General features: G+C 57.0%; 15 protein-coding genes. 7 read left to right on the top strand and 8 right to left on the bottom strand.

Features of this window, described 5'->3' with window-relative positions:
* The 4 genes from HY010_09340 to HY010_09325 all read left to right on the top strand — a co-directional run bounded on the left by HY010_09340 (position 1) and on the right by HY010_09325 (position 3,659).
* A complete protein-coding gene (locus tag HY010_09340) occupies positions 1 to 1,317 on the top strand; it encodes a hypothetical protein (GenBank protein MBI3475924.1) in 1,317 nt (438 codons plus the stop codon).
* Between the two features lie 104 nt (positions 1,318 to 1,421).
* Entirely contained in the window at positions 1,422 to 1,760 is a 339-nt protein-coding gene (locus HY010_09335) for a hypothetical protein (protein ID MBI3475923.1), read from the top strand.
* A 127-nt stretch (positions 1,761 to 1,887) separates the two neighbouring features.
* On the top strand, positions 1,888 to 2,895 hold the full coding sequence (locus HY010_09330) for an ABC transporter ATP-binding protein (protein ID MBI3475922.1): 1,008 nt from the start codon (positions 1,888 to 1,890) through the stop codon (positions 2,893 to 2,895).
* A complete protein-coding gene (locus HY010_09325) occupies positions 2,892 to 3,659 on the top strand; it encodes an ABC transporter permease (GenBank protein MBI3475921.1) in 768 nt (255 codons plus the stop codon). The genes HY010_09330 and HY010_09325 overlap by 4 nt, the downstream gene beginning before the upstream one ends.
* 76 nt (positions 3,660 to 3,735) lie before the next feature.
* On the opposite strand, the gene HY010_09320 is transcribed toward HY010_09325, so the two are convergent.
* Both HY010_09320 and HY010_09315 read right to left on the bottom strand, forming a co-directional pair.
* The gene (locus HY010_09320; protein MBI3475920.1) at positions 3,736 to 4,878 is read right to left on the bottom strand and encodes a M48 family metalloprotease; all 1,143 of its coding nucleotides are present in this window, start codon (positions 4,876 to 4,878) and stop codon (positions 3,736 to 3,738) included.
* Positions 4,879 to 5,033: 155 nt separating this feature from the next.
* Positions 5,034 to 7,052: a phospholipid carrier-dependent glycosyltransferase gene (locus tag HY010_09315; protein ID MBI3475919.1), complete on the bottom strand. Its 2,019-nt coding sequence runs from the start codon at positions 7,050 to 7,052 to the stop codon at positions 5,034 to 5,036.
* A gap of 183 nt (positions 7,053 to 7,235) precedes the next feature.
* Here HY010_09315 and HY010_09310 point away from each other — a divergent pair, with 183 nt between their 5' ends.
* The 3 genes from HY010_09310 to HY010_09300 all read left to right on the top strand — a co-directional run bounded on the left by HY010_09310 (position 7,236) and on the right by HY010_09300 (position 9,829).
* Positions 7,236 to 8,525 carry an aminotransferase class V-fold PLP-dependent enzyme gene (locus HY010_09310; protein MBI3475918.1) on the top strand — a complete coding sequence of 430 codons (1,290 nt, stop codon included), beginning with the start codon at positions 7,236 to 7,238 and terminating at the stop codon, positions 8,523 to 8,525.
* 102 nt (positions 8,526 to 8,627) lie between these two features.
* Positions 8,628 to 9,326: a class I SAM-dependent methyltransferase gene (locus HY010_09305; protein ID MBI3475917.1), complete on the top strand. Its 699-nt coding sequence runs from the start codon at positions 8,628 to 8,630 to the stop codon at positions 9,324 to 9,326.
* 95 nt (positions 9,327 to 9,421) lie between these two features.
* A complete protein-coding gene (locus HY010_09300) occupies positions 9,422 to 9,829 on the top strand; it encodes a hypothetical protein (GenBank protein MBI3475916.1) in 408 nt (135 codons plus the stop codon).
* Between the two features lie 67 nt (positions 9,830 to 9,896).
* On the opposite strand, the gene HY010_09295 is transcribed toward HY010_09300, so the two are convergent.
* From HY010_09295 to HY010_09270, 6 genes are all read right to left on the bottom strand, one after another.
* The gene (locus HY010_09295; protein MBI3475915.1) at positions 9,897 to 12,680 is read right to left on the bottom strand and encodes a phosphoesterase; all 2,784 of its coding nucleotides are present in this window, start codon (positions 12,678 to 12,680) and stop codon (positions 9,897 to 9,899) included.
* A gap of 72 nt (positions 12,681 to 12,752) precedes the next feature.
* Positions 12,753 to 13,538, bottom strand: coding sequence for a VOC family protein (locus tag HY010_09290; GenBank protein ID MBI3475914.1), 786 nt, complete (start codon positions 13,536 to 13,538; stop codon positions 12,753 to 12,755).
* A gap of 89 nt (positions 13,539 to 13,627) precedes the next feature.
* Positions 13,628 to 14,806 carry a pyridoxal phosphate-dependent aminotransferase gene (locus tag HY010_09285; GenBank protein ID MBI3475913.1) on the bottom strand — a complete coding sequence of 393 codons (1,179 nt, stop codon included), beginning with the start codon at positions 14,804 to 14,806 and terminating at the stop codon, positions 13,628 to 13,630.
* Positions 14,807 to 15,039: 233 nt separating this feature from the next.
* Positions 15,040 to 16,017, bottom strand: coding sequence for a glycosyltransferase family 2 protein (locus tag HY010_09280; protein ID MBI3475912.1), 978 nt, complete (start codon positions 16,015 to 16,017; stop codon positions 15,040 to 15,042).
* A 97-nt stretch (positions 16,018 to 16,114) separates the two neighbouring features.
* The gene (locus HY010_09275) at positions 16,115 to 16,573 is read right to left on the bottom strand and encodes a hypothetical protein (GenBank protein MBI3475911.1); all 459 of its coding nucleotides are present in this window, start codon (positions 16,571 to 16,573) and stop codon (positions 16,115 to 16,117) included.
* Positions 16,574 to 16,919: 346 nt separating this feature from the next.
* Positions 16,920 to 19,127 carry a patatin-like phospholipase family protein gene (locus HY010_09270; protein MBI3475910.1) on the bottom strand — a complete coding sequence of 736 codons (2,208 nt, stop codon included), beginning with the start codon at positions 19,125 to 19,127 and terminating at the stop codon, positions 16,920 to 16,922.
* Positions 19,128 to 19,211: the final 84 nt, after the last annotated feature.

Genomic DNA, 19,211 nt, shown 5'->3' with positions numbered 1-19,211 from the left:
ATGAAGAAGACTTTCGTCATTTTCCTTGTCTCCTGTTCGCTGTGGATGAACAGCGCTGGGGCACAAAAGCCGCCTGCCAACAAGAAGGTCGCTGCCGATCTTCAGAACCGACTCATTGCCGTCAAGATCAGTGGCAGCCAAAGGTACACGGAAAAGGAAATCTTGCCGGCGAGCGGCCTGACGCTTGGTCAGAATGTGATCGAGGCGGACTTCAAAGAAGCCGCCCGGCGCCTGGGCAATACCGGGTTGTTTACGGACATTGCTTATTCGTTCTCGTATTCGTCCGTTGGAACTAAGGTTGAGTTGCAGGTTACGGATCTCGAAGACGTAAAGCTCGTTCCGGCACATTTTGAAAACTTCGTCTGGTTCACGGATGACCTGCTGCTCACGGAAATCCAGAAACGTGTTCCTCTGTTCAAGCCGAGGATGCCGGTGGCGGGAACGATGCCGGACAACGTGGAACAGGCACTGCAAGCGGTACTCGACGAGAATAGGATTCCGGCGCGAGTCGATTACCTGCGCGAAGCACCCGAAAAAGGTGGAGAGTTGATCGCGATTGCCTATCGAGTCGAGGCACTGGAAATCAAGATTCGAAATATAGAGTTTCCCGGTGCTACTCCCGATCAGCTGCCGGCCCTGCAGGCAGCGGCGCACAAACTCTCTGGAGCAGACTACATGCGCTCACCTTTGGGACAAGTGGCGACGATAGAGTTCCTGCCTGTTTGCCTGCGTCGTGGATATCTCAAGGCATCGTTTGGCGAGTCCCAGGCGCGGGTCGTGTCGCAGTCGGAAGGCGAAGTGGAAGTGGACGCAATCTTGCCCGTGACTCCCGGCAAGGTGTATTCCACGGCAGCAGTGGAATGGAAAGACAACAAGGTCTTCCAAGGGGACGAATTGCAACGCCTCATTCACCTGTCCACCGGCAAGCCGGCAGACGCAGTGCAACTCGTCAGCGACTTGGAGGCAGTTGGGAAGCTCTACCACGGCAAGGGATACATGATGGCTCGCGTGACCCCAAAGCCCACGTTGGATGACGAGCACAGCACCGTGCACTATGCCTTGGTGGTCAGCGAAGGAGATCAATTCAAAATGGGCGAGTTCGAGGTCACGGGGCTGGATTCCCAATCTCGTGCCCATCTGCAGTCAGTGTGGAAACTGCGTGAGGGGGACCCATACGACAGTGAATATCCCCGGAAGTTCATCAACGAGACGTCCCGATTCGTTCCGTCGGGCGTACCGTGGAAAATTGGCATCCACGAAGCCGTAAACGAAAAAGACAAGACCGTGGATGTCACCATACGGTTCGCTTCCGAGTAAAATAGAAGAAACGTGGGGCACGTCCAGGGACACGCATACATGTTGAAAAAAGAGGCACGGGACTCGTGTCTCTTGAACCATTCCTAGGAGACGGATCGATGAAGATGAGCAAGCTTGCAAGCAGCGTACTAGGTATTCAACTCCTGGCAGGACTCGCAGTGTATCCCGCATGGGCAGCTGATTCCACCATGACTGGCAAAGTCAGCGACGCCATGTGCGGAGCCAAACACCAGATGGCCGGCAGCGACGTAAAGTGCACGCAGGAATGCGTGAAGGGCGGGTCGAAATATGCCCTGGTCGTCGGCGACAAGGTTTACACACTCGAAACCGCGGACAAAGCGGCGCTCGACAAACTCCATGACCTTGCCGGAGCGTCGGCCAAAGTGACTGGCGAAGTTAAGGGAGAGACCATCGCGGTAAAATCGGTGAGCGCTGGTTCCTAGCGTCTAGTTCTTCATTCAGTTTCCGGGCGCCGCCAGCCGCGATTTGACCTTAGGCTGGCGTCTCCGGAGATGTTTTCAATGAATTCTGCGCATGACGGCCTGCTCGTCTTCGGATTGGTAACTCGCAATGGTTGATATACGCACCCGAGATTTGAAAAAGGTCTATACCACCGCACCGCCTTTCGCGGCAGGCGGCGGCCCGCCGTCCACAGGAAAGCAGAATCCACAATCCAAGCCGCAGATCGTTGCTCTAGACAGTCTGACGCTCGAAATTCGAAGTGGCGAAGTCTTTGGCTTGCTCGGGCCAAACGGGGCGGGAAAATCTACAACCGTAGGGATTCTGACCACGCGTGTTCGACCGACGGCGGGACAGGCCTGGATCGGCGAACACGACGTCTGGAAAGAGCAGGTCGCAGTCAAACGATTGATCGGGGTCGTGGCGCAGCGCCCGAATCTTGACTTTTCCCTGACGGCGCGCGAAATCCTGCGCTTCCACGCACGCTACTTCGGAGTCAGTTCCGAGCAGTCGTCCAAGCGTGCCGACGAACTCCTGGAGCGATTCAAGCTTCGCGATCGAGCCGACCAGATGGTCCGCGGATTCTCGGGCGGCATGATGCAGCGGCTGGCCATCGCGCGCGCCATGATGCACGATCCGCAGGTGCTGTTTCTCGACGAACCCAGCGCCGGCCTGGATCCGCAGACAAGATTGCTGCTCTGGGAAATCATCCGCGAATACAACCGGAGCGGAAAAACGATCCTGCTGACGACCCACAACATGGAAGAAGCGGATGCGCTCTGTGACCGCCTCGCCATCATCGATCACGGACGAAATATCGCGCTAGGAACGCCGGGCGAACTAAAGGGTTCCGTACCAGGCGGCTACCTGCTCCAACTGCGCTTCAGCCAACACTCGGCGGAGTTGCTGGAGCGGCTGCGATCCATTGAAGGAGTGCGGGAAGTGCGCGCAAAGGAACCAACCGGAGCCGATCTCTACGCGGACCGTGGTGGCTCCTTGATCGGCGCGATTGTGGCGATGGCTTCCGCCGCCAGCGTGGACTTGAACGATGTTCATATATCAGAGCCGAGTCTCGAGAATCTGTTCCTTCACCACACCGGAAGGAGCCTTCGGGAATGAACTGGAAATGTTTTTTCGCGATGCTGGGGCGCGATGCACATGTCGTCCGGCGCAATTTCTTCCTCTTGCTGACGCAGACCTTCCTTCAGCCGTTGATGTTCGTCTTCATCTTCGGCCGGGTGATGGTGCGCAGCGGATATATGCCGGAGGCTTATAAGAGCCTGCTCTTGCCGGGCATCATGGCCATCAGCATGGTGTTCACGGGAGTCTGGGCGGTCGCCATGCCGCTGATCGCGGAGTTTCAATTCACGCGCGAGATCGAAGACCGGTTGCTCGCTCCGATGGACATCTCCTGGGTCGCGATCGAAAAAGTGTTTGCGGGTGCGGTCCAGGCACTGCTGGCGGGGCTGATGGTGATCCCGATGGCATGGCTGATTCTTCGGCCGATTCCATTCAACATACCGTCAATCGGAACCTTTGCCTGCGTGACCGTGATGGTGGCGCTGTTCTCAGCTTGCGGCGGCCTGGCGCTGGGATGCAGCGTCAATCAGAACCATATCGGCGTAATGTTCAGCATGGTGCTGACACCGATGATCTTTTTCGGATGTACCTACTATCCGTGGAGCGCGCTCAACAGCTTTCCGATCCTTCAAAAGGCAGTGTTGATCAACCCGCTGGTGTATGCCAGTGAAGGACTGCGCGCCACTATGGTGCCCCAGTTCCCTCACCTTCCGTTGCTTGCAGTGTTGATCGGCCTCGCTGTGTTTGACTGCGTGTTGCTGGTGGTTGGCTTGAGGCAGTTTCGGAACAAGGCAGTAAGCTAGAACTCGGGAGCATCGCTCATTCGAGCAAAACAAAACGGCGGCCATCGCCGCCGTTTTCTGTTTTTGACTCCAGGTACTAATTCTGTTTCGTATCGTCGCGGCGCTTCAGCGTCGGGCGATCATCGTCCGTCTTGTCCTTATCGTCTTTGCCGGACTTGTCGGAAGTCGACGTTCGCCGCAGGCTGGGCTTGGTTCCTTCCTTGTCGTCGAGGACCTTGTGCCGGTTCTCGATCACCGCCAGCCGTGCCTTCACGTCGTCGAATTCTGAAGTCGAAACGACATACTGCGGACGAGCTGGAAGAATCGTGCCAATCTCCTCCTGCGATTTCTCAATCCGGTCTGGAGTCTGCGGATGGGTTGAAAACGCTCGCGCCAGAGTCCCCGGCTTCTTCTTCTCTTTGGCCTGCAGCTTTTCGAAGAAGCTCACGAACGCCTGCGGATCGTAGCCCGTCTTATACATGTACTGCAATCCGAGGTAGTCAGCTTCCTGTTCAAATCCGCGGGAGAAACTCAGGAACGTCATGGGCAGCGCCAGGCCTGCCGCGGAACGAACCGCGTAGCCAATACCGCCGCCGACAAAGATCAGTGGAATCGTCGCAATGTTCGCCCAGTTCCCGCGCGTCATCTGTTTGGTCGCGTGACGGGCGGCGACGTGGGCGATCTCATGGGCCATGACGCCCGCAAGCTCCGCCTCTTCGTCGGCTGCCAGGATCAAGCCGGAGTTTACGTAGAAAAATCCGCCAGGCAATGCAAAGGCATTCACTTCGTCGGAGTCGATCACCTTAATGGTGAAGGGTACCTGCGCGTCAGAATTCCGTACAAGATTCTGTCCGATACGATTCACGTATTCGGTGACGACCGGATCGTTGACCAGCTTCACGCTGGCTTCAACCTGCTGGGAATATTCCTTACCCATGCGAATCTCGGTTTCAAGCGAGTACCAATTGCCCATCCCGCGTCCGCCAATTTTGCGGTTGCCGATCGCGTCGACGTCCTTCTTGCTGCCGTCGTGCTTAACCTTGCTGTCGTCCGGCTGCTGCACGGGCGGCTCACCTTGGACGGGAGTCGTGGCTGTGTCAGCGGAGTCGGCCTTGGAGGTATCCGGCTTCGTTGAGTCAGTCTTGGTTGAGTCGGGCTTCGTCGAGTCGGGCTTGGCGGTGGTGTCGGTTTTGGTGGCGTCCGGCTGGGAAGATTGGTCTTGTGCAAATGTCGCCGGCATCGCGAGCGCCAGCAACATGAGCGAAATCAGCATTTTACGGATTAACATGTGGACACTCCCCATCGGAACCGGGCGATTGAGGCGATTATACTCCGCATGGCAAGCCTCAACCGATGGAATTCCCTGCTACTTGGACGCTTCAGGGAGCCGGAAAGTTACCTTTGTGATGCAATCTTGCGTTCCAAGTCCGCCACCCACCCAACCTGAAACTCCGGCTCGATGGTTTGAGCAAGGCCGAGAGCCTTCTGGTACGCGGCGCGGGCCTCCTCGGGCCGGTGTAGCGCCTCTAGCACATCTCCCAGCATCGCATTCGACCGCACGGCGTCGGGAGCCAGCGCTACGGCTTGTTGGGCTTCCTTAAGTGCTTCAGAGGGCTGGTTCGCGGTGAGAAGGTTGCGCGCATTCTGGACATGGCTGAAGGCGGCAGCCAGAGGAATCTCGAAGTGACCGTCGAAGACGAAGACTCCGTGATCGATCACTGCCGTCGGATGAAGTCGCTGGAATTGGTCGTAGGGATTCAACGGACCAGGACCGAACTCAAATCCTGAAAGAGTGCCGGCGCTGATCAATACCGTTCCGTCGATTGCCGCGGGAGCTTCGGTGGGTTGATTTAACCAGAGTGTGGCAATGGTCGGCAGCGACTTGCAGGGTATGCCGTAATAGCTTGTGTCTACAACACCGTCCGCGAAATAGATAAACCAACAGTTCTTGATTCCCCGTTGATCGAGATACCGCTTCGTGGCCTTAAGCTGTTGTCCCCAGTCGGCGTTGGAATCGCTGAGATAGCGATAGGTTTGCGAAGGGCCGCCCCAGAGTTCATTCGCATAGGCAAGATAGGCTGGGTACGATCGCAACGAAGAGACTGCCTGAAAAATCAGGAGGGCGGCGACCACCCATGTCCACCGGCGGTCCTGTTGAATGAATTTCCAGGCCACGCCAGCCAGCAGCACCGCCAGGAACATGTAGATCGGAAGGATGTGCCGGACGCCGATATTCATGCCCGCTCCCATCGCCACCTCCAGGTAAACCGCCGACGGCACCGTAAGAAAGAGAACCTGGCGCCAGTTGGACAGTTTTTTGGTGGCAATGCCCCAGGTCGCGAGAATGCTCAGCGCGAGGAATGTGAGAGTCGACTTCACCGCAATTGCAGCGGGGAAATAGAACCAGACACCGTGGGGATAAACCTTGCCGAATAGATAACTGCTGTAGAAGTCCGACATGAACCGAACATCAGCCAGACCGTAAATGTACGATTCGGGCAGCAGATGCCACCGGGCGACCGCAGAGAGGAGTTGAATGTCGCGAGGCCTTGAAAGGTAGCTCAGAGTCTCCGCGAGTGGTGGGTTCAGTTGCCATCCATCGGCTCGGGCGGAGTATCGAAATCCGTAAAAAGCCCAAAGAATTGTCACGGCCACAGCGGAGATCACGACCAGTGCGAGCGCCAACTGCAGCGCGTGCTTCCCTCTTGGCACATTTCCGGATTGATTCTCAGAGCGCCATGGCCAAATGAGTTCGCAGAGCGCGAGCAATACAAACATCGGAAAAAGCAGAATTCCCGTGTGCTTGGACGCCAGGCACAAGCCGGTGGCAACTCCTACGACGATCATCCGCCATGCGGTTGGAACCTTCACATATCGATAGAAAGCATAGATCGCACCAACCATGAAGCAGGAGAGAGCGGCGTCGGTGGCGACAACCGCTCCGTGAGCCAGCAGGTTGGGATCGAACACCAGCAGCGCGAGCGCAATGAAGGCGGCTCCGGTACTGAACATTTCCTGGGCCGCGAGAAAGACGATCAGAGCGAGCGCCAGGGTCAAGAGAGCAGACGCCATGCGGGCGCGAAAGAGCATCGTGTCGGCGTCGTTCTTAAACAGAAAGTCTTTGCCTCCGAGAAACGCTTCGATCTTGAAATTGCGATTCTCGAGCGCGGGCATTTTCAGCGGCATATTCAATATCGGGAGAGCCGACAGCAACTTCACGAGCGGAGGGTGCTCGGGATTCAGGCCGAAATCCCCGTGCTTCCATGTCATGTATCCCGCGTACAGGTGGTCATCTTCGTCCCACGTGATGGAGTTCCGGCGGGCAGCCAGCGCAAGTTGCAGCATGAGGACAGCGAGGAGAATGGCAACGCTGGCAACGGTCCATGAGGATCGCGTGGGCTTCGTTGGTTCCATTATTGTTCCTTCAACAAAAATGATTGCGACCGACAAGGCTCTCTTATCGCGTTCTCCGACGTCAAGGACATGGCTCACGCGATCGCGGGCGGGGGCGCCCGCTCCACATCTGCACACGGTGTCGTTTCGCGTCATGCGTCCCAGGGTGTACCATTTCCCGTTTCCCAAAGATCGGAGCCAATCATGCTCAACCGTCGTGGATTTCTCTCGTCCTCCTTCGCAGTCGGTGCCGGCCTGACCCTTACCGAGAGTCTTTGGGCACAGCTCGCTACCCTGCCGACCAAGTTGCCGGATCACTCGCGTTACGACGCAAACGAAGACGCTTACTGGCGCGAAATGCGCAAGCAGTTCCTGATCCCAACCGACGAAGTCTATTTGAACAATGGCACGGTCGGATCGAGCCCCGCGCCGGTGTTGCGGGCAATCTTCGAATCGTATGAGAAATCCGAAAAACTGAATGAAGAGGATCCGGAGGATTATCCGATCTGGGGATACGCATCATGGAACCAGTTCCGCGATCCGCTGGCCAATTTCGTGGGCTGCGATCGGGACGAAATCGCGTTGCTGCGCAATGCCACGGAGGCCAACAGCTACATCGCCAATGGCGTCGATCTTAAGCCGGGCGACGAAGTGCTCATGACCGATCAAGAGCATCCCGGTGGCGAGATGCCGTGGCAACTGCGAGCGAAGCGCTACGGGATCGTCGTCAAAAAAGTCACGTTACCGAAGCCGGTGGAAAATCCTGCGCAGGTGCTGAACTTGTTCAACGACGCCATCACGCCGCGCACGCGCGTGTTGTTCTTCAGCCACATCAGTACTTTCACGGGAGTGGTATTGCCGGTGAAGGAGCTGAGCGCTCTGGCTCGCAGCAAAGGAATCCTGTCAGCGGCCGACGGAGCCCATGCACCGGGCATGATGCGGTTGCATGTGCACGACCTGGGATGTGATTTCTATTCGTCCAGTCCGCACAAGTGGTTGCAGGCGCCCAAGGGGTCGGGGTTTCTCTATGTCCGCAATGAAGTGATCGATCGCGTCTGGAACACGATCGCTACCGAAGGCTGGGACGATGTGAAGATTCGCGCAGAACGATTCCAGCGCATTGGTAGTTCGAATGTGCCGGCTCTGGCGGGACTGCGAGCGGCAATCCAGCTAGCCGGTGAAATTGGCATCGACCGCATCGAACGGCGGCATCGTCAACTTTGCGATTACCTGCTCGATGCGATGTTGAAGCGCGGCGCAAGCTCCTGGACTTCTCCCGACCCGACGATGCGGTGCGGCATCGCGACCGTAAATGTTCCTCCTCTGCAGCGTCTGGATTTGGAGAAATGGCTCTGGAAGGAAAAGAAGATTCGGGTGCGCGGCGCCGATCCACACAAGCTGCGCTTGTCGACCCCCTATTACATCTCGAAGCAGGACATTGACCACTTCCTGGAGGCGTTCGACGAGTATCGAAAAAAGAAAAGCGCGGCCTAGACACCAACACGCCGTCCAGTTGTGAAGTGTTGTGCGGCAAACCATTCGAGACCTTGCCCCTTCCTAAGCGCACGGCTTATCGTCTAATGCAGGGTGCAAGAAATGGCGCATTTTTCGATTCGCACTCAATGTGCGGGGAGAGCTGCAAGAAATTTTCTCTCTCTTTTTCTACTCATCGCTGCGGGATTCGCTGCTAGGCCGGCGCAAGCACAATCTCCCGCCACCGCCTCGCGCAAAACCAGTACGCCCTATACGGGAGACCTGTCGATCTTTGACTCTCCTGGGCGTGAAGACCGGCTGCAAATCAATCGCGTGATGGACATCCTGAAGGTCGCCCCGGGCAGTGTTGTCGCTGACATCGGCGCAGGCTCGGGGTGGTTTTCAGTGCGTGCCGCGAAGCGGGTCGGGAAGGATGGCGAAGTCTATGCCGTCGAAATCAACCCAGACGCCATCGCCCACATCAAAGGTCGCGCGGCCAAGGAAGGCATTGCCAATTTGCAAACTGTTCTCGGCACTAGTGACGACGCCCCGCTGCCCGCCGGAAAGATCAATGCAGTCCTGCTGCTCAAGACGTATCACGAGGTGGCCGCCCCAGTCGCTCTGATGAAGAACCTTCGAAAGTCCCTGGCTCCTAAAGCCATGATCGGGATCATCGACCGCAACGGAAATGGCGAAGACCACGGCATCGCCGAAAAGGTCGTTGTTTCCGAGGCGCAACAAGCCGGATACAAGCTAGTCAATCGCTATGATTTCGTGAAAGCGGATGGCATGGATTACTTCCTGATCTTCGAGGTCCAGTGAAGACCCGCCAACCCAGTGACTAGCTGGGGCATTGAGTGTCTACTCAAGAGCGCACCAGGCCTATACTTGAATCGCAATCTGAAAGGATTACCTTTATGCACCGTAGAATTTCCTTGCTGGCCGTTACGTTGCTTCTCTCTTCCCTGGCCTTTGCACAGACCGCACCCGCTCCGCCACCTCCACCGGCGCCGCCCATGCGTCATCACAAAATGATGGCGGAAATGCATCAGAAACACATGGACGCGATGAAGGCCGACGTGGAAAAAATGAAAGCATCGCTCGATCAACTCAAAGCCAACGTGGATAAGATCAAGGACTCGAGTGAGAAAGCACGCTGGCAAACTAATGTCGACATGTGGACGGTCATGGTTGGCCACATGGAACAGATGTCGAAACATATGGAAATGATGGGGCCGGATGGAATGATGGGCCCCGGCATGATGCACCACGGCGAGATGGGCGGCCACGCCGCTGCTCCGCCAGCAGAAACGAAGCCGCAGTAATTAGCGTCACCACCATTGCGGGAGTGGCGGCGGCTCGCCGCCGCCACCAGATGCACTCACCTGAGGTTTATTGCGTGGAATCGCCGTCCCGCGGAGCGGGCATCGGCACATTCCCCTTTTCATTGCGCCAGAGAATTTTATTCAGTTCCACGTTGTTGGCCGCGTCCGGGCGGGAGAAATCCATCTTCGACGACTGTTTGGCTCCGGGCGCAGTCTTGGAATTCACTCTATAGAGCAAGCCGCTGCGCAAATTCTGATCGTCCGCTTTGTAGGGTGGTTGCGTTCCCGGCCCGGAAAACAGAGGAGCCATGAGCGGCGCATGTGCATCGAACAGGTTCATGGGCGGGAGTCCGATAAGCTCTTCCATCGTGTGAATCAGGCTGACCGTCGAATAGAAATGCGAATCGACGAAGGGATGATCCCCTCGCGGCGCATATTTGCTAATGGCAAGCGCAGTGGAGCGATGGGCGTCGACGTGGTCAGCACCATCCTGCGCATCGTCCTCGATCACAAAGATGGCAGTGTCGTCCCAATACAAACTGTGCGACACGGCATCGACGACGCGACCCACGGCTAGATCGTTGTCGGCAACGTTCGCCTGCGGCGTCGCCTTACCGGGGCGGGTACCTCCCGTGTGGTCATCGGGAAGGTACAGCAGGATGAACTGCGGCAATTCTTTCGATGTGCCGCGCGCTTTCACAAATTCATCGAACTCGCGCAAGAATTCATCGGCACGCAGCTGATCAGGATAGTCGGTATTGAAATCCGGAAATTGCGGATCATAGTGATCACGCAGGGCAGCCTTGGTGGGGCGCATGCGCTTCATCACTGGAATCGTCCATGGCCACGGGCTTGGCCCACCACGCGGATCGCCGAGATGCGCAGGCAACGGATCACCCTTCTTGATTTCTGACACCGGGCAAGACGCAGACTCTCCCGAAGGCGTTCCCTCCTTCGGAGACTTTGCCTTCTCATTGCTACACCAAACGGCATGGATGAACTCTCCATAAACGCGATAGCTCAGGCCGCGTTTCGCGAGGTTGTCCCAGAGGAAGCCGGTGGCGGGATCGTCGATGTCAGGGATTCCCTGTTCGAGTGGCATTTCATCGGAGACTGTGCCGTCCGCGTCGTAGCTGCGTTCGCGGCTGCGATACCCAATCGGCCAATTTTTTTCGTTGTAGTCACTGGTGATCGCTGCATTCGACCAGATGTGTCCGTCGCCGGAAACTTCTCCGCTATCGTAGAAATTGTCGAGCACGCCGAATTGCAGCGCCAGTTTGTGCTGGTTGGGTGTGATCTCGGCACCGTAAAGAGTCAGAGATGGGTCTCCATTGCCTACCGGGAGATCCCCGAAGACCTGATCGTAGGTGCGATTTTCTTTCAGGATGTAGATGACGTGCTTGATGAGATTCTGGCCGCCGGCGAATTCGAACTTGCCGCCATTGGATTGCAGCAGATTGTCTTCCTCAACTTGCTTCGTGAAGGCGGCGAGATTCTTGTCGATCTCGGCCAGGCTGACGCGCTGGACAGATCCTCCGATCAAGGTCGGGATGTAGGGATGTTCTTTTCTCTTGCGTTCGCCTTTTAACGTGCCTTGCATGTTGTTGGGGCCGCTTCCCTCTCCCTTGGCGGTCGCTATGAGCAAGTCGTTGCCGACGATCGCGATTGCACTGGGATACCACTCGGTGGGGATGAAGCCGAGAGGAGAGACTTCGTCATGGGCACTCGTATCGAACACAGCAACGGCATCGAGCGATGCGCAACCAACAAACAGACGCCGGCCGTCCAACGAAAGTACAGCAGCGAGCGGAACAGACCCCGGGCTGCTTCTTAAGGAACTGTCCAGGTTGGCATGGAAACGTACGATGGTTTTGCCGTCACGTAAATCAAGCGCAAGCACATAATCGGAGTCGGTATTGCTGAGCGCCACGTAGAGAGTCTCGCCGCTTGGACTGAGAACCATTGCGGTTGGATGAGTGCTGGGAGAAACCGGATCGGTGCGCCCAAACATGTCGTATCGAGCATCGACCTTACCCGTTTTCAGATTCAGTTCCGCCACAGCGGAAGCGTTCCACAAGCTTACCCACGCCTTCGTTCCCTCTTTGTTGGCGATTACCGTGTAGGGATAAGCACTGGGAACATACTTGCTCTTGCTCAAGTCGAAAGACTGCAAAACCTGTCCTGAATTCACATCCAGCAACACAACGTTGTCGGAGAGATTATTAGCAATCAGCAACCGATCACCCTTGGCTCCGTGCAGCACCGCGAATCCAGCGGGATAGGACGGCGCCGTTCCCGACGGCGTGTTACGGATACCGACGGCGACTTGCTTCCCAGCGGCAACTTTTTGCGGAGCAAGCTTGATGAAGCGATCGGGCGTCACCTGTCCGGCCGCGAACTTGTAGACGGCGATTCCGTTTCCAGTGCTTGTCTTTCCCTTGCCTTCAGGGTCCGAGATCGATCCCATGGACGCGTAGAGATGGGTCCCATCGCTGCTGAAGGCGAGGCCAATGTAGTAACTCTGATGGGTCGAAGGCTCATCACTCAGGCGGTCGTCAGGAAAGTCGTGCAACTGGTTGTTACTCAGATCCAGAATCGCGACGGATTGCCGGGCGCCTGTTTCCTGCGTGCCGTAGCCCTGGTTGAGCAGCGCGGCATAGCGGCCGTCGGGGCTGAGCGCGATGGTTGCGGGAAAACTGTTGGTGCGAGCGATAAATCCGGGAACAGGGAGCGTCAGATTCTTGCTGCTTGGAAGATTGATCACGCGCGCACGATCTGCAGCACGCACGGTCATGAACACAACGGCAAAGGATGACAACGCCAGGAGGACGATAGCAGCAAACTTTTTCACGAGCGTAGGCCTCCGCTGGTTTGTACCACCCCGCGGTGTTCATAGGCAAACTGCGGAGCCCTCAACAAGCTACTAGTGTTTCGGAGAATGGAAGATCGCGAATACCGCTCCCTGCGGATCGGCAATGATTGCCATCCTGCCGACATTCTCGATACTCATGGGGCCGGCGTATAGAGTGGCTCCCGATTCTTTTACCTTGGTCGCGGAAGCATCGACATCATCCACCCAGAAATAAGACAGCCAGTGCGAAGGAGCGCCCGGTTGGCGATGCTCCGCTGGAGGGATGCCGCCAATGAAATGTTCACCGTTCTTGATATGCAGGTAGCCAGATTTGTCGTTTTCGCCCGCCATGATCTGCCAGCCAAACAACCCGGAGTAAAAAGCGCTGGCCCGCTTCACATCCGTGGTACTGAGGTCGGCCCAGCAGAGCGTGCCATGGGCGCCCGCGACACCGATTCCAGTGTTCCTCGCCGCTTGCCACACACAGAAGACTGCCCCGGTTGGATCCTGCAGCACGGCCATGCGGCCTGCATCCATCACATCGAATGCCGCCAGGATGACGTTCCCGCCGAGTTGCTTCGCTGTGTCGGCGGCTCGGTCGGCGCTCTCGACGGCAATGTACGGCATCCAGTGCGTAGGCACGCCTTGGGCACGCTGATCGGCTCGAAGGGTATAACCAGCAGCCGCGTCGCGGCCTTCCAGTTTGAACATCGTGTAGAACTCGCCCGGTCCCATGGGAAGGTCGTTCGGCGTCCATCCAAACAGGGCACCATAGAATTTCTTTGCGGCCGGTTGGTCCGTGGTAGCGAGTTCAATCCAGCAAAAGGAGCCAGCGGGGTGTTTGTCGATGTGTGTCATAGCGGCAGGAGTTTACAACAATTCAGACGAGAAGATGTCAATGACCGGTGAAAACAGAATTCTCTAGAAACGTGGCTTCTTTCGCGTCTCTACTTCAGATTCTTTCCCACCCAGGCTTCGATCCTTGCCAGCGCCTTGTTCAGGTTCTCCAGCGAGTTGGCGACGCTGAAACGTAGGTAGCCTTCGCCGTAGGCTCCGAATGCAGTCCCTGCCAGGGCGGCAACGCCAGCCTCATCGAGCAAAGCGTCGGCCAGTTTCTTGGACGGCCATCCCGTCGCCGTGATATTCGGAAACGCGTAGAACGCACCTTTCGGCATCTGGCAGGAAAATCCCTTGATCTTGTTCAATCCGGCAACAAACGCATCACGACGGCGGCGGAATTCAGTACTCATCTTGTCGACCGAGGATTGATCGCCGCGCAAGGCTTCGATACCGGCCATCTGCGTAAAGCTGGCCGTGCAGGAATTGGAATTGGTCGTAAGCTTCGCAATCTGGCTGGCAAGGTCGGCTCGCATCACGCCATAACCCAGACGCCATCCGGTCATCGCGTAGGTCTTGGAAAAGCCGTCCAGCAGGATGGTGCGTTCCTTGAATCCCGGCACGCTCATGATCGAGAAGTGCTCGCCGTCGTAGATCAGGCGGCTGTAGATCTCGTCCGACAAAACCATGATGTTGCGATCGCCGATCGCTTCGGCAATCTCATGGACGTCCTTCTTCGTCAGAATTCCGCCGGTTGGATTGTGCGGCGAGTTCAGGATAATCAGGCGCGTACGATCGTTAATCAGTGAGGCCAGTTCCTTCACGTCCACCGAGAAATTACGGTTCTCGCGGAGCGGGATGGGAATCCCTTTCCCGACCGAGTAATTCACCATCGATTCGTAAATCGGGAAGCCGGGGTTGGGATAAAGAACTTCATCTCCTGATTCAATTAGTGCCAGAATCGTGAAGAAAATAATTGGCTTGCCGCCGGGCACCACAACGACTTCATCGCTCGAGACCGGGACACCGCGAGTACGGCTGACGTAGTCGGCGATGGTCTGCCGCAACTCGGGCAGTCCGGCCGAAGGACCGTAGTGAGTCCACCCCTTGCGCAGCGCAGCGATGCCCGCTTCGACAACGTTTGCAGGAGTATCGAAATCAGGCTCGCCGATTTCGAGATGGATGATTTCCTTGCCCTGTTTCTCAAGCGCTCGCGCGCGATTCAGGACTTCAAAGGCGGTCTCGGTGCCAAGCCGCGACATGCGGCCAGCCAGACGAAGTTCGAACATAGTTGTGGGTTCCATAACGGCGGATGGCATTATAACGCCTCACAGGCTAGCTTGGCCGATATCCAGTTTGGCTCCCGCCGCAGTGCACGTCAGTCACCGGCATCACAGGATCGTGTGACGAAACCAGCGCTCAATTACGGAATAGAGAGTTTGGAATGGGTGACGCCCCTGGACGGCAAAAAAAAGTTGCAGTTGGGACTTAACCTCTGCAATCTAACCTCTGACCTCTAACCTTATTCCGAGATCGTGCTCTCTTCGCTGTGAGCGCGCAGGAGTTTTTCGACAGAGTAAGGCGCACGCTGGGTGGGCTCGTGATAATGACGAACCTGCATCTCGCCCAGCAAGCCGATCGCGAGCAAGTTAAATCCCGCGAGCAGGAGTACAGACCCAAACAGCATCAAGGGGCCGTGCTTCACCATAACGTCCGCTTGATGAAGGAGCTTCTCCATCAGCAGCCATCCTCCGACAGAACAGCCCGCGAAGATGCTGACCATGCCTACGGTTCCGAAGAAGTGCAGCGGACGCGCCAGGTATCGCAGCAGGAAGCGGATGGTGAGCAAATCAAAGAAGACGCGGAATGTACGCGAGATGCCGTAATGCGAAGCGCCACGCTCACGGTTCACGTTCTTGATCGGCACTTCGATGATCGACGCGCCATACCACGACGCGAGCGCCGGGATGAAGCGGTGCATTTCTCCGTAAAGCGGCACTTGCTCGAGGATCTCGCGGCGATAAGCTTTGAACGTCGTACCGAAATCGTGGATATCGACGCCGCTGAATTTCGCCATCAGCCAGTTGGCGCAACGCGACGGGAAACGGCGCAGCCAGAAGTTGTCGACACGATTCTTCCGCCAGCCGCTGACGATGTCATACCCTTCGGCAATCTTCTCCAGGAAAATTGGAATGTCGGCGGGGTCATGCTGCAGATCGCCATCCATGGCGATGATGTATTCGCCGCGGGCGTGGTCAAAGCCGGCAGCCAGGCCAGCGGTCTGGCCAAAATTACGACGGAGTTTTACGACCGTCACCCGGCTGTCCACTGCGGCGACTTCACGCAGTAACTGGAACGTGCCGTCGGTAGAGCCGTCATCCACCAGAACCATTTCAAAAGTTTCGCCGCTGGCTTCCATGACAGACTTCAGCCGGGCGTACAGGTCGGTGACGTTCTCCTGTTCGTTGTGGAGAGGAACTACGATTGAATATTTGAACACTGCGACAATTATACGGCAGCGCTCGGCTCAATTCTCAGTTACTTGTCGGGGTCGCCCTCTGTGTGCCGCGAAACACCCGGACGTCCGCGGTTCAAACCTATTGGGAAGCATCCATGTAGATGTTGCGGGCATCATTGGCGCCTTCGAAACTCACCGCGAGCCAGTTCGCCCAGCGTTCCATTTTGTGGTGTCCGGTCTTGTGGAGCGTGTAGGAGACACCGAGAGCGGATGCAAATCCGAGAGCCGACGCGGCTGTTTGCCCAGCCCATCCTTGGCGGACCATCGGGCGCCAAATAGGGTTCGCTTCCATTGCCCGGCCGGAGTTGGTGAGTCGTTGGGTGGTGATGGAGTCCGCAGCAATCAGTCCGGCGAGAGTGCCGAACGCGATCTTGTTCTGGCGATCGAAGAACTTGTGCTGGGAAGGCGCGTCGGGCAGCGTGAACTGCTGCGCGCAGGCAGAGTAACCAGTCAGAACGATCAGGGCGACAATCGCGGGTCGGAGGACGGTCATCATGGCCATCCATAAGGGCACGCTGCGTGCCGCGAAATGGCCCATGAATACTGCCTCTTTGATGCTCCAGTCGGCGGAGGAAGTGCAGCGATTTGCACTCCCACGGCACTCCACTGGAATGAACTGCGGGGTGGCCGGAGTCGAGTAACCATCGAGGTAATCGGCCGAGTAACCGCCAGCGTGGCAAGGGAGACCAGTTCTCAGTTCTCGGTTCTCGGTTCTCGGTTCTCGGTTCTCAGTCTTTAAGGTTCTATCCAGCGACAAATCAAGTCTCTTCGAAACTGTCATCCCGAGCGAAGCGAGGGATCTGCAGTTCGCCGGCAAGATGCAGATCCCTCGCTTCGCTCGGGATGACAGCGTTGTGGGTGCCACGGCGTTCCGGCCTGCCCATCTAGAACACGTGTCCCAGTTGGAAGAACCATTTTCGGTGGCCGCTGTCTCCTACGCTCGCGCCGACCAGGAGCGGTCCGACCGCCGTTTCCGCAAGAATACCGGCGGCAATATCGTTGGGAAACTTGCTGGCAGTAGGAGATTCGTACATCTTGCCGAATTCGTAGGCACCAAACGCATACACCTTCTTGCCGACGAACGGCGGTAGCGTCAGGAGGTCGTGCAGGTACCCGGCGCGAAAATAGTAGAACTGGTTGCCGAAGAATTCATTCGTGCCATAGGCGCTCAGACGCGCCGGACCTCCCAGGAAAAACTGCGGCACACCGATACGGCGAGATCCGAATGCGGTACCGCCTTCTGCCTGCACAAAAAGCGATGCGGGATGAGTGATCGGCTTGAAATACATTCCCTCGGCATGCAGCAACGGAAAGGAGCCAGTAGCGCCGGGGTTGGTGTCAAACCATTGAAATGTGCTTTCGAAGCTGTAGCCATCACGGGGCGCAATGGGGTCGTCGAGGTGGGTGGCCAGAAAATGCAGTTTGGTATCGCCGACGCGGCCCGCGATGGAGGCAAACTCCGGCGTACCGAGACGCAAATGGGCGTCGAGGTATCCGACCTCATAACCCGCGCGGAGTTCGGTGAAACGGTTGAATCCATATCCCAGATCAGTGCCCACGTGCGTGCGGTAGAGCCGGTAGTCAGCGTGCGGATTATTCTTGACGAACACCTTGAACGAGGTACTGACAGCGTCGGCGTGCGGTGCAACAAACCATCGACTCGTCGCCGCGAAGGGTCGATAGAGTTCAGTCGACACTCCATAGGTATTGCCAAATTGCACATCGGTGCGCCACTCGGAGCGATATCCGGCAATGTCCATGAACGTGAGTCGAGTGAGGAGCGTGAAGCTTACATCGTCATTTTCAGAGCCATCCACGCTGAACCCGACTTGCAGAATTGGAGGCGCGTAGGTCTTCTCGTGGACAGTGATGGTGAGGCCATCTTGTCCGTCACGATGCGCGAGAGCGTAGTCGGCCGAATCGTACTTGCCGATTCCGGTCAGGCGCGTCAGATATTGATTCAGGCGCGCACTGTTGACAGGTTTGCCGACCAGCGGCTGTAGAAATTTTTCTAAATTGCGAGCTGCTTCCGGATTGGTTCCTTCAACGCGCACAAACTGCGGGACGGCTACGGTCCGGCGCTCGCGTGCCTTTCTCGCCTGCAGATATTCCTGCCACGCGGTTTCGTCCATCGAATAGGGTTCCAGCACGCGAGCCTTGGCCGCAGCCGCTTCGGTGCCGATGCCAACGATGGATCCACCTTTGTTGTAGTCGAGCGAGTTGTAAGCTCGCAGATCAACATTCACGATCAGGTCGGCGTTTCGCATGCCTCGTATTTCATTGTCGCGAATCACAACATCGATCGAGCGCCCCAAGACTCCGAACACCGACTGAATCTGCTTGGGATCGATCGGTGTCGTATCCAGGTGCACGGCAATCACGATATCGGCGCCCATCGCGCGGACGACGTCGGTGGGCAGATTTCCGATCAATCCACCGTCAACATAGACTTTGTCACCGTCGTGCACCGGGGCAAATAAACCCGGTATGGACATGGTGGCGCGCAACGCGGTCTGCAACGAACCTTGCGAGAACACGACTTCTTTTGCAGACACCAGGTCAGTCGCTACACAGCGAAACGGAATCGGCAAGTCGTCAAAGGAACTAAGGCCGGAGTAAGGGAGTACTTCGCGATCGATGATCATGCTCACTTCGTGTCCCGCATTCAGACCGGAGGCCACTGAAAAACCGTTCTTCAAGCCAAGCTTGATCGCGTTTTGAAACGCGCGCACATCCTCTTTTCTTCGATACGAAAGATCCTCGTAGGCAGTGCGACCGGCAATGACCGTGTCCCAGTCCTGCTCTCGGACGAATTCCTCCATCTGCTTGGGACTCTGGCCGGTAGCGTAGAGCCCGCCAATCAAACCACCCATGCTCGTACCGGCGATGTAGTCGATCGGAATATGGTGCTCTTCGAACCAACGCAGCACGCCAATATGCGCGAAGCCGAGCGCGCCGCCGCCTTCGAGCGCCACACCGATCCGCGGGCGCCTTGGTTTTGCGGCTTGATCGCCGGGCGCGGCAATCGTCGCCGGGGGTTGGGCAGAAGTTTCTTGTTGAGCAAAACAGGCGGTCACCAGAAATACAAACATCCAGGCAAATGCAGTTCGAGACATGCGAACTCTCTCCCAACGCGGACAGAAGGTGTTCATGAAGATTGATGGGCAGACTATGGG

It is taken from the genome of Acidobacteriota bacterium (assembly GCA_016196065.1).
Lineage (GTDB): Bacteria > Acidobacteriota > Terriglobia > Terriglobales > Acidobacteriaceae > Acidiflorens.
Note: the sequence above shows the minus strand (reverse complement) of the source record. Positions and strands in the feature narration are given on the sequence as shown.

Bases quoted from the DNA above. Each gene is read 5' to 3' on its own strand.
- HY010_09310 (MBI3475918.1), top strand. From the start codon at position 7,236: ATGCTCAACCGTCGTGGATTTCTCTCGTCCTCCTTCGCAGTCGGTGCC.
- HY010_09275 (MBI3475911.1), bottom strand. From the start codon at position 16,573: ATGGGCCATTTCGCGGCACGCAGCGTGCCCTTATGGATGGCCATGATG.
- HY010_09325 (MBI3475921.1), top strand. From the start codon at position 2,892: ATGAACTGGAAATGTTTTTTCGCGATGCTGGGGCGCGATGCACATGTC.
- HY010_09300 (MBI3475916.1), top strand. From the start codon at position 9,422: ATGCACCGTAGAATTTCCTTGCTGGCCGTTACGTTGCTTCTCTCTTCC.
- HY010_09340 (MBI3475924.1), top strand. From the start codon at position 1: ATGAAGAAGACTTTCGTCATTTTCCTTGTCTCCTGTTCGCTGTGGATG.
- HY010_09320 (MBI3475920.1), bottom strand. From the start codon at position 4,878: ATGCCGGCGACATTTGCACAAGACCAATCTTCCCAGCCGGACGCCACC.
- HY010_09315 (MBI3475919.1), bottom strand. From the start codon at position 7,052: ATGGAACCAACGAAGCCCACGCGATCCTCATGGACCGTTGCCAGCGTT.
- HY010_09330 (MBI3475922.1), top strand. From the start codon at position 1,888: ATGGTTGATATACGCACCCGAGATTTGAAAAAGGTCTATACCACCGCA.
- HY010_09335 (MBI3475923.1), top strand. From the start codon at position 1,422: ATGAGCAAGCTTGCAAGCAGCGTACTAGGTATTCAACTCCTGGCAGGA.
- HY010_09305 (MBI3475917.1), top strand. From the start codon at position 8,628: ATGGCGCATTTTTCGATTCGCACTCAATGTGCGGGGAGAGCTGCAAGA.
- HY010_09290 (MBI3475914.1), bottom strand. From the start codon at position 13,538: ATGACACACATCGACAAACACCCCGCTGGCTCCTTTTGCTGGATTGAA.
- HY010_09285 (MBI3475913.1), bottom strand. From the start codon at position 14,806: ATGTTCGAACTTCGTCTGGCTGGCCGCATGTCGCGGCTTGGCACCGAG.
- HY010_09270 (MBI3475910.1), bottom strand. From the start codon at position 19,127: ATGTTTGTATTTCTGGTGACCGCCTGTTTTGCTCAACAAGAAACTTCT.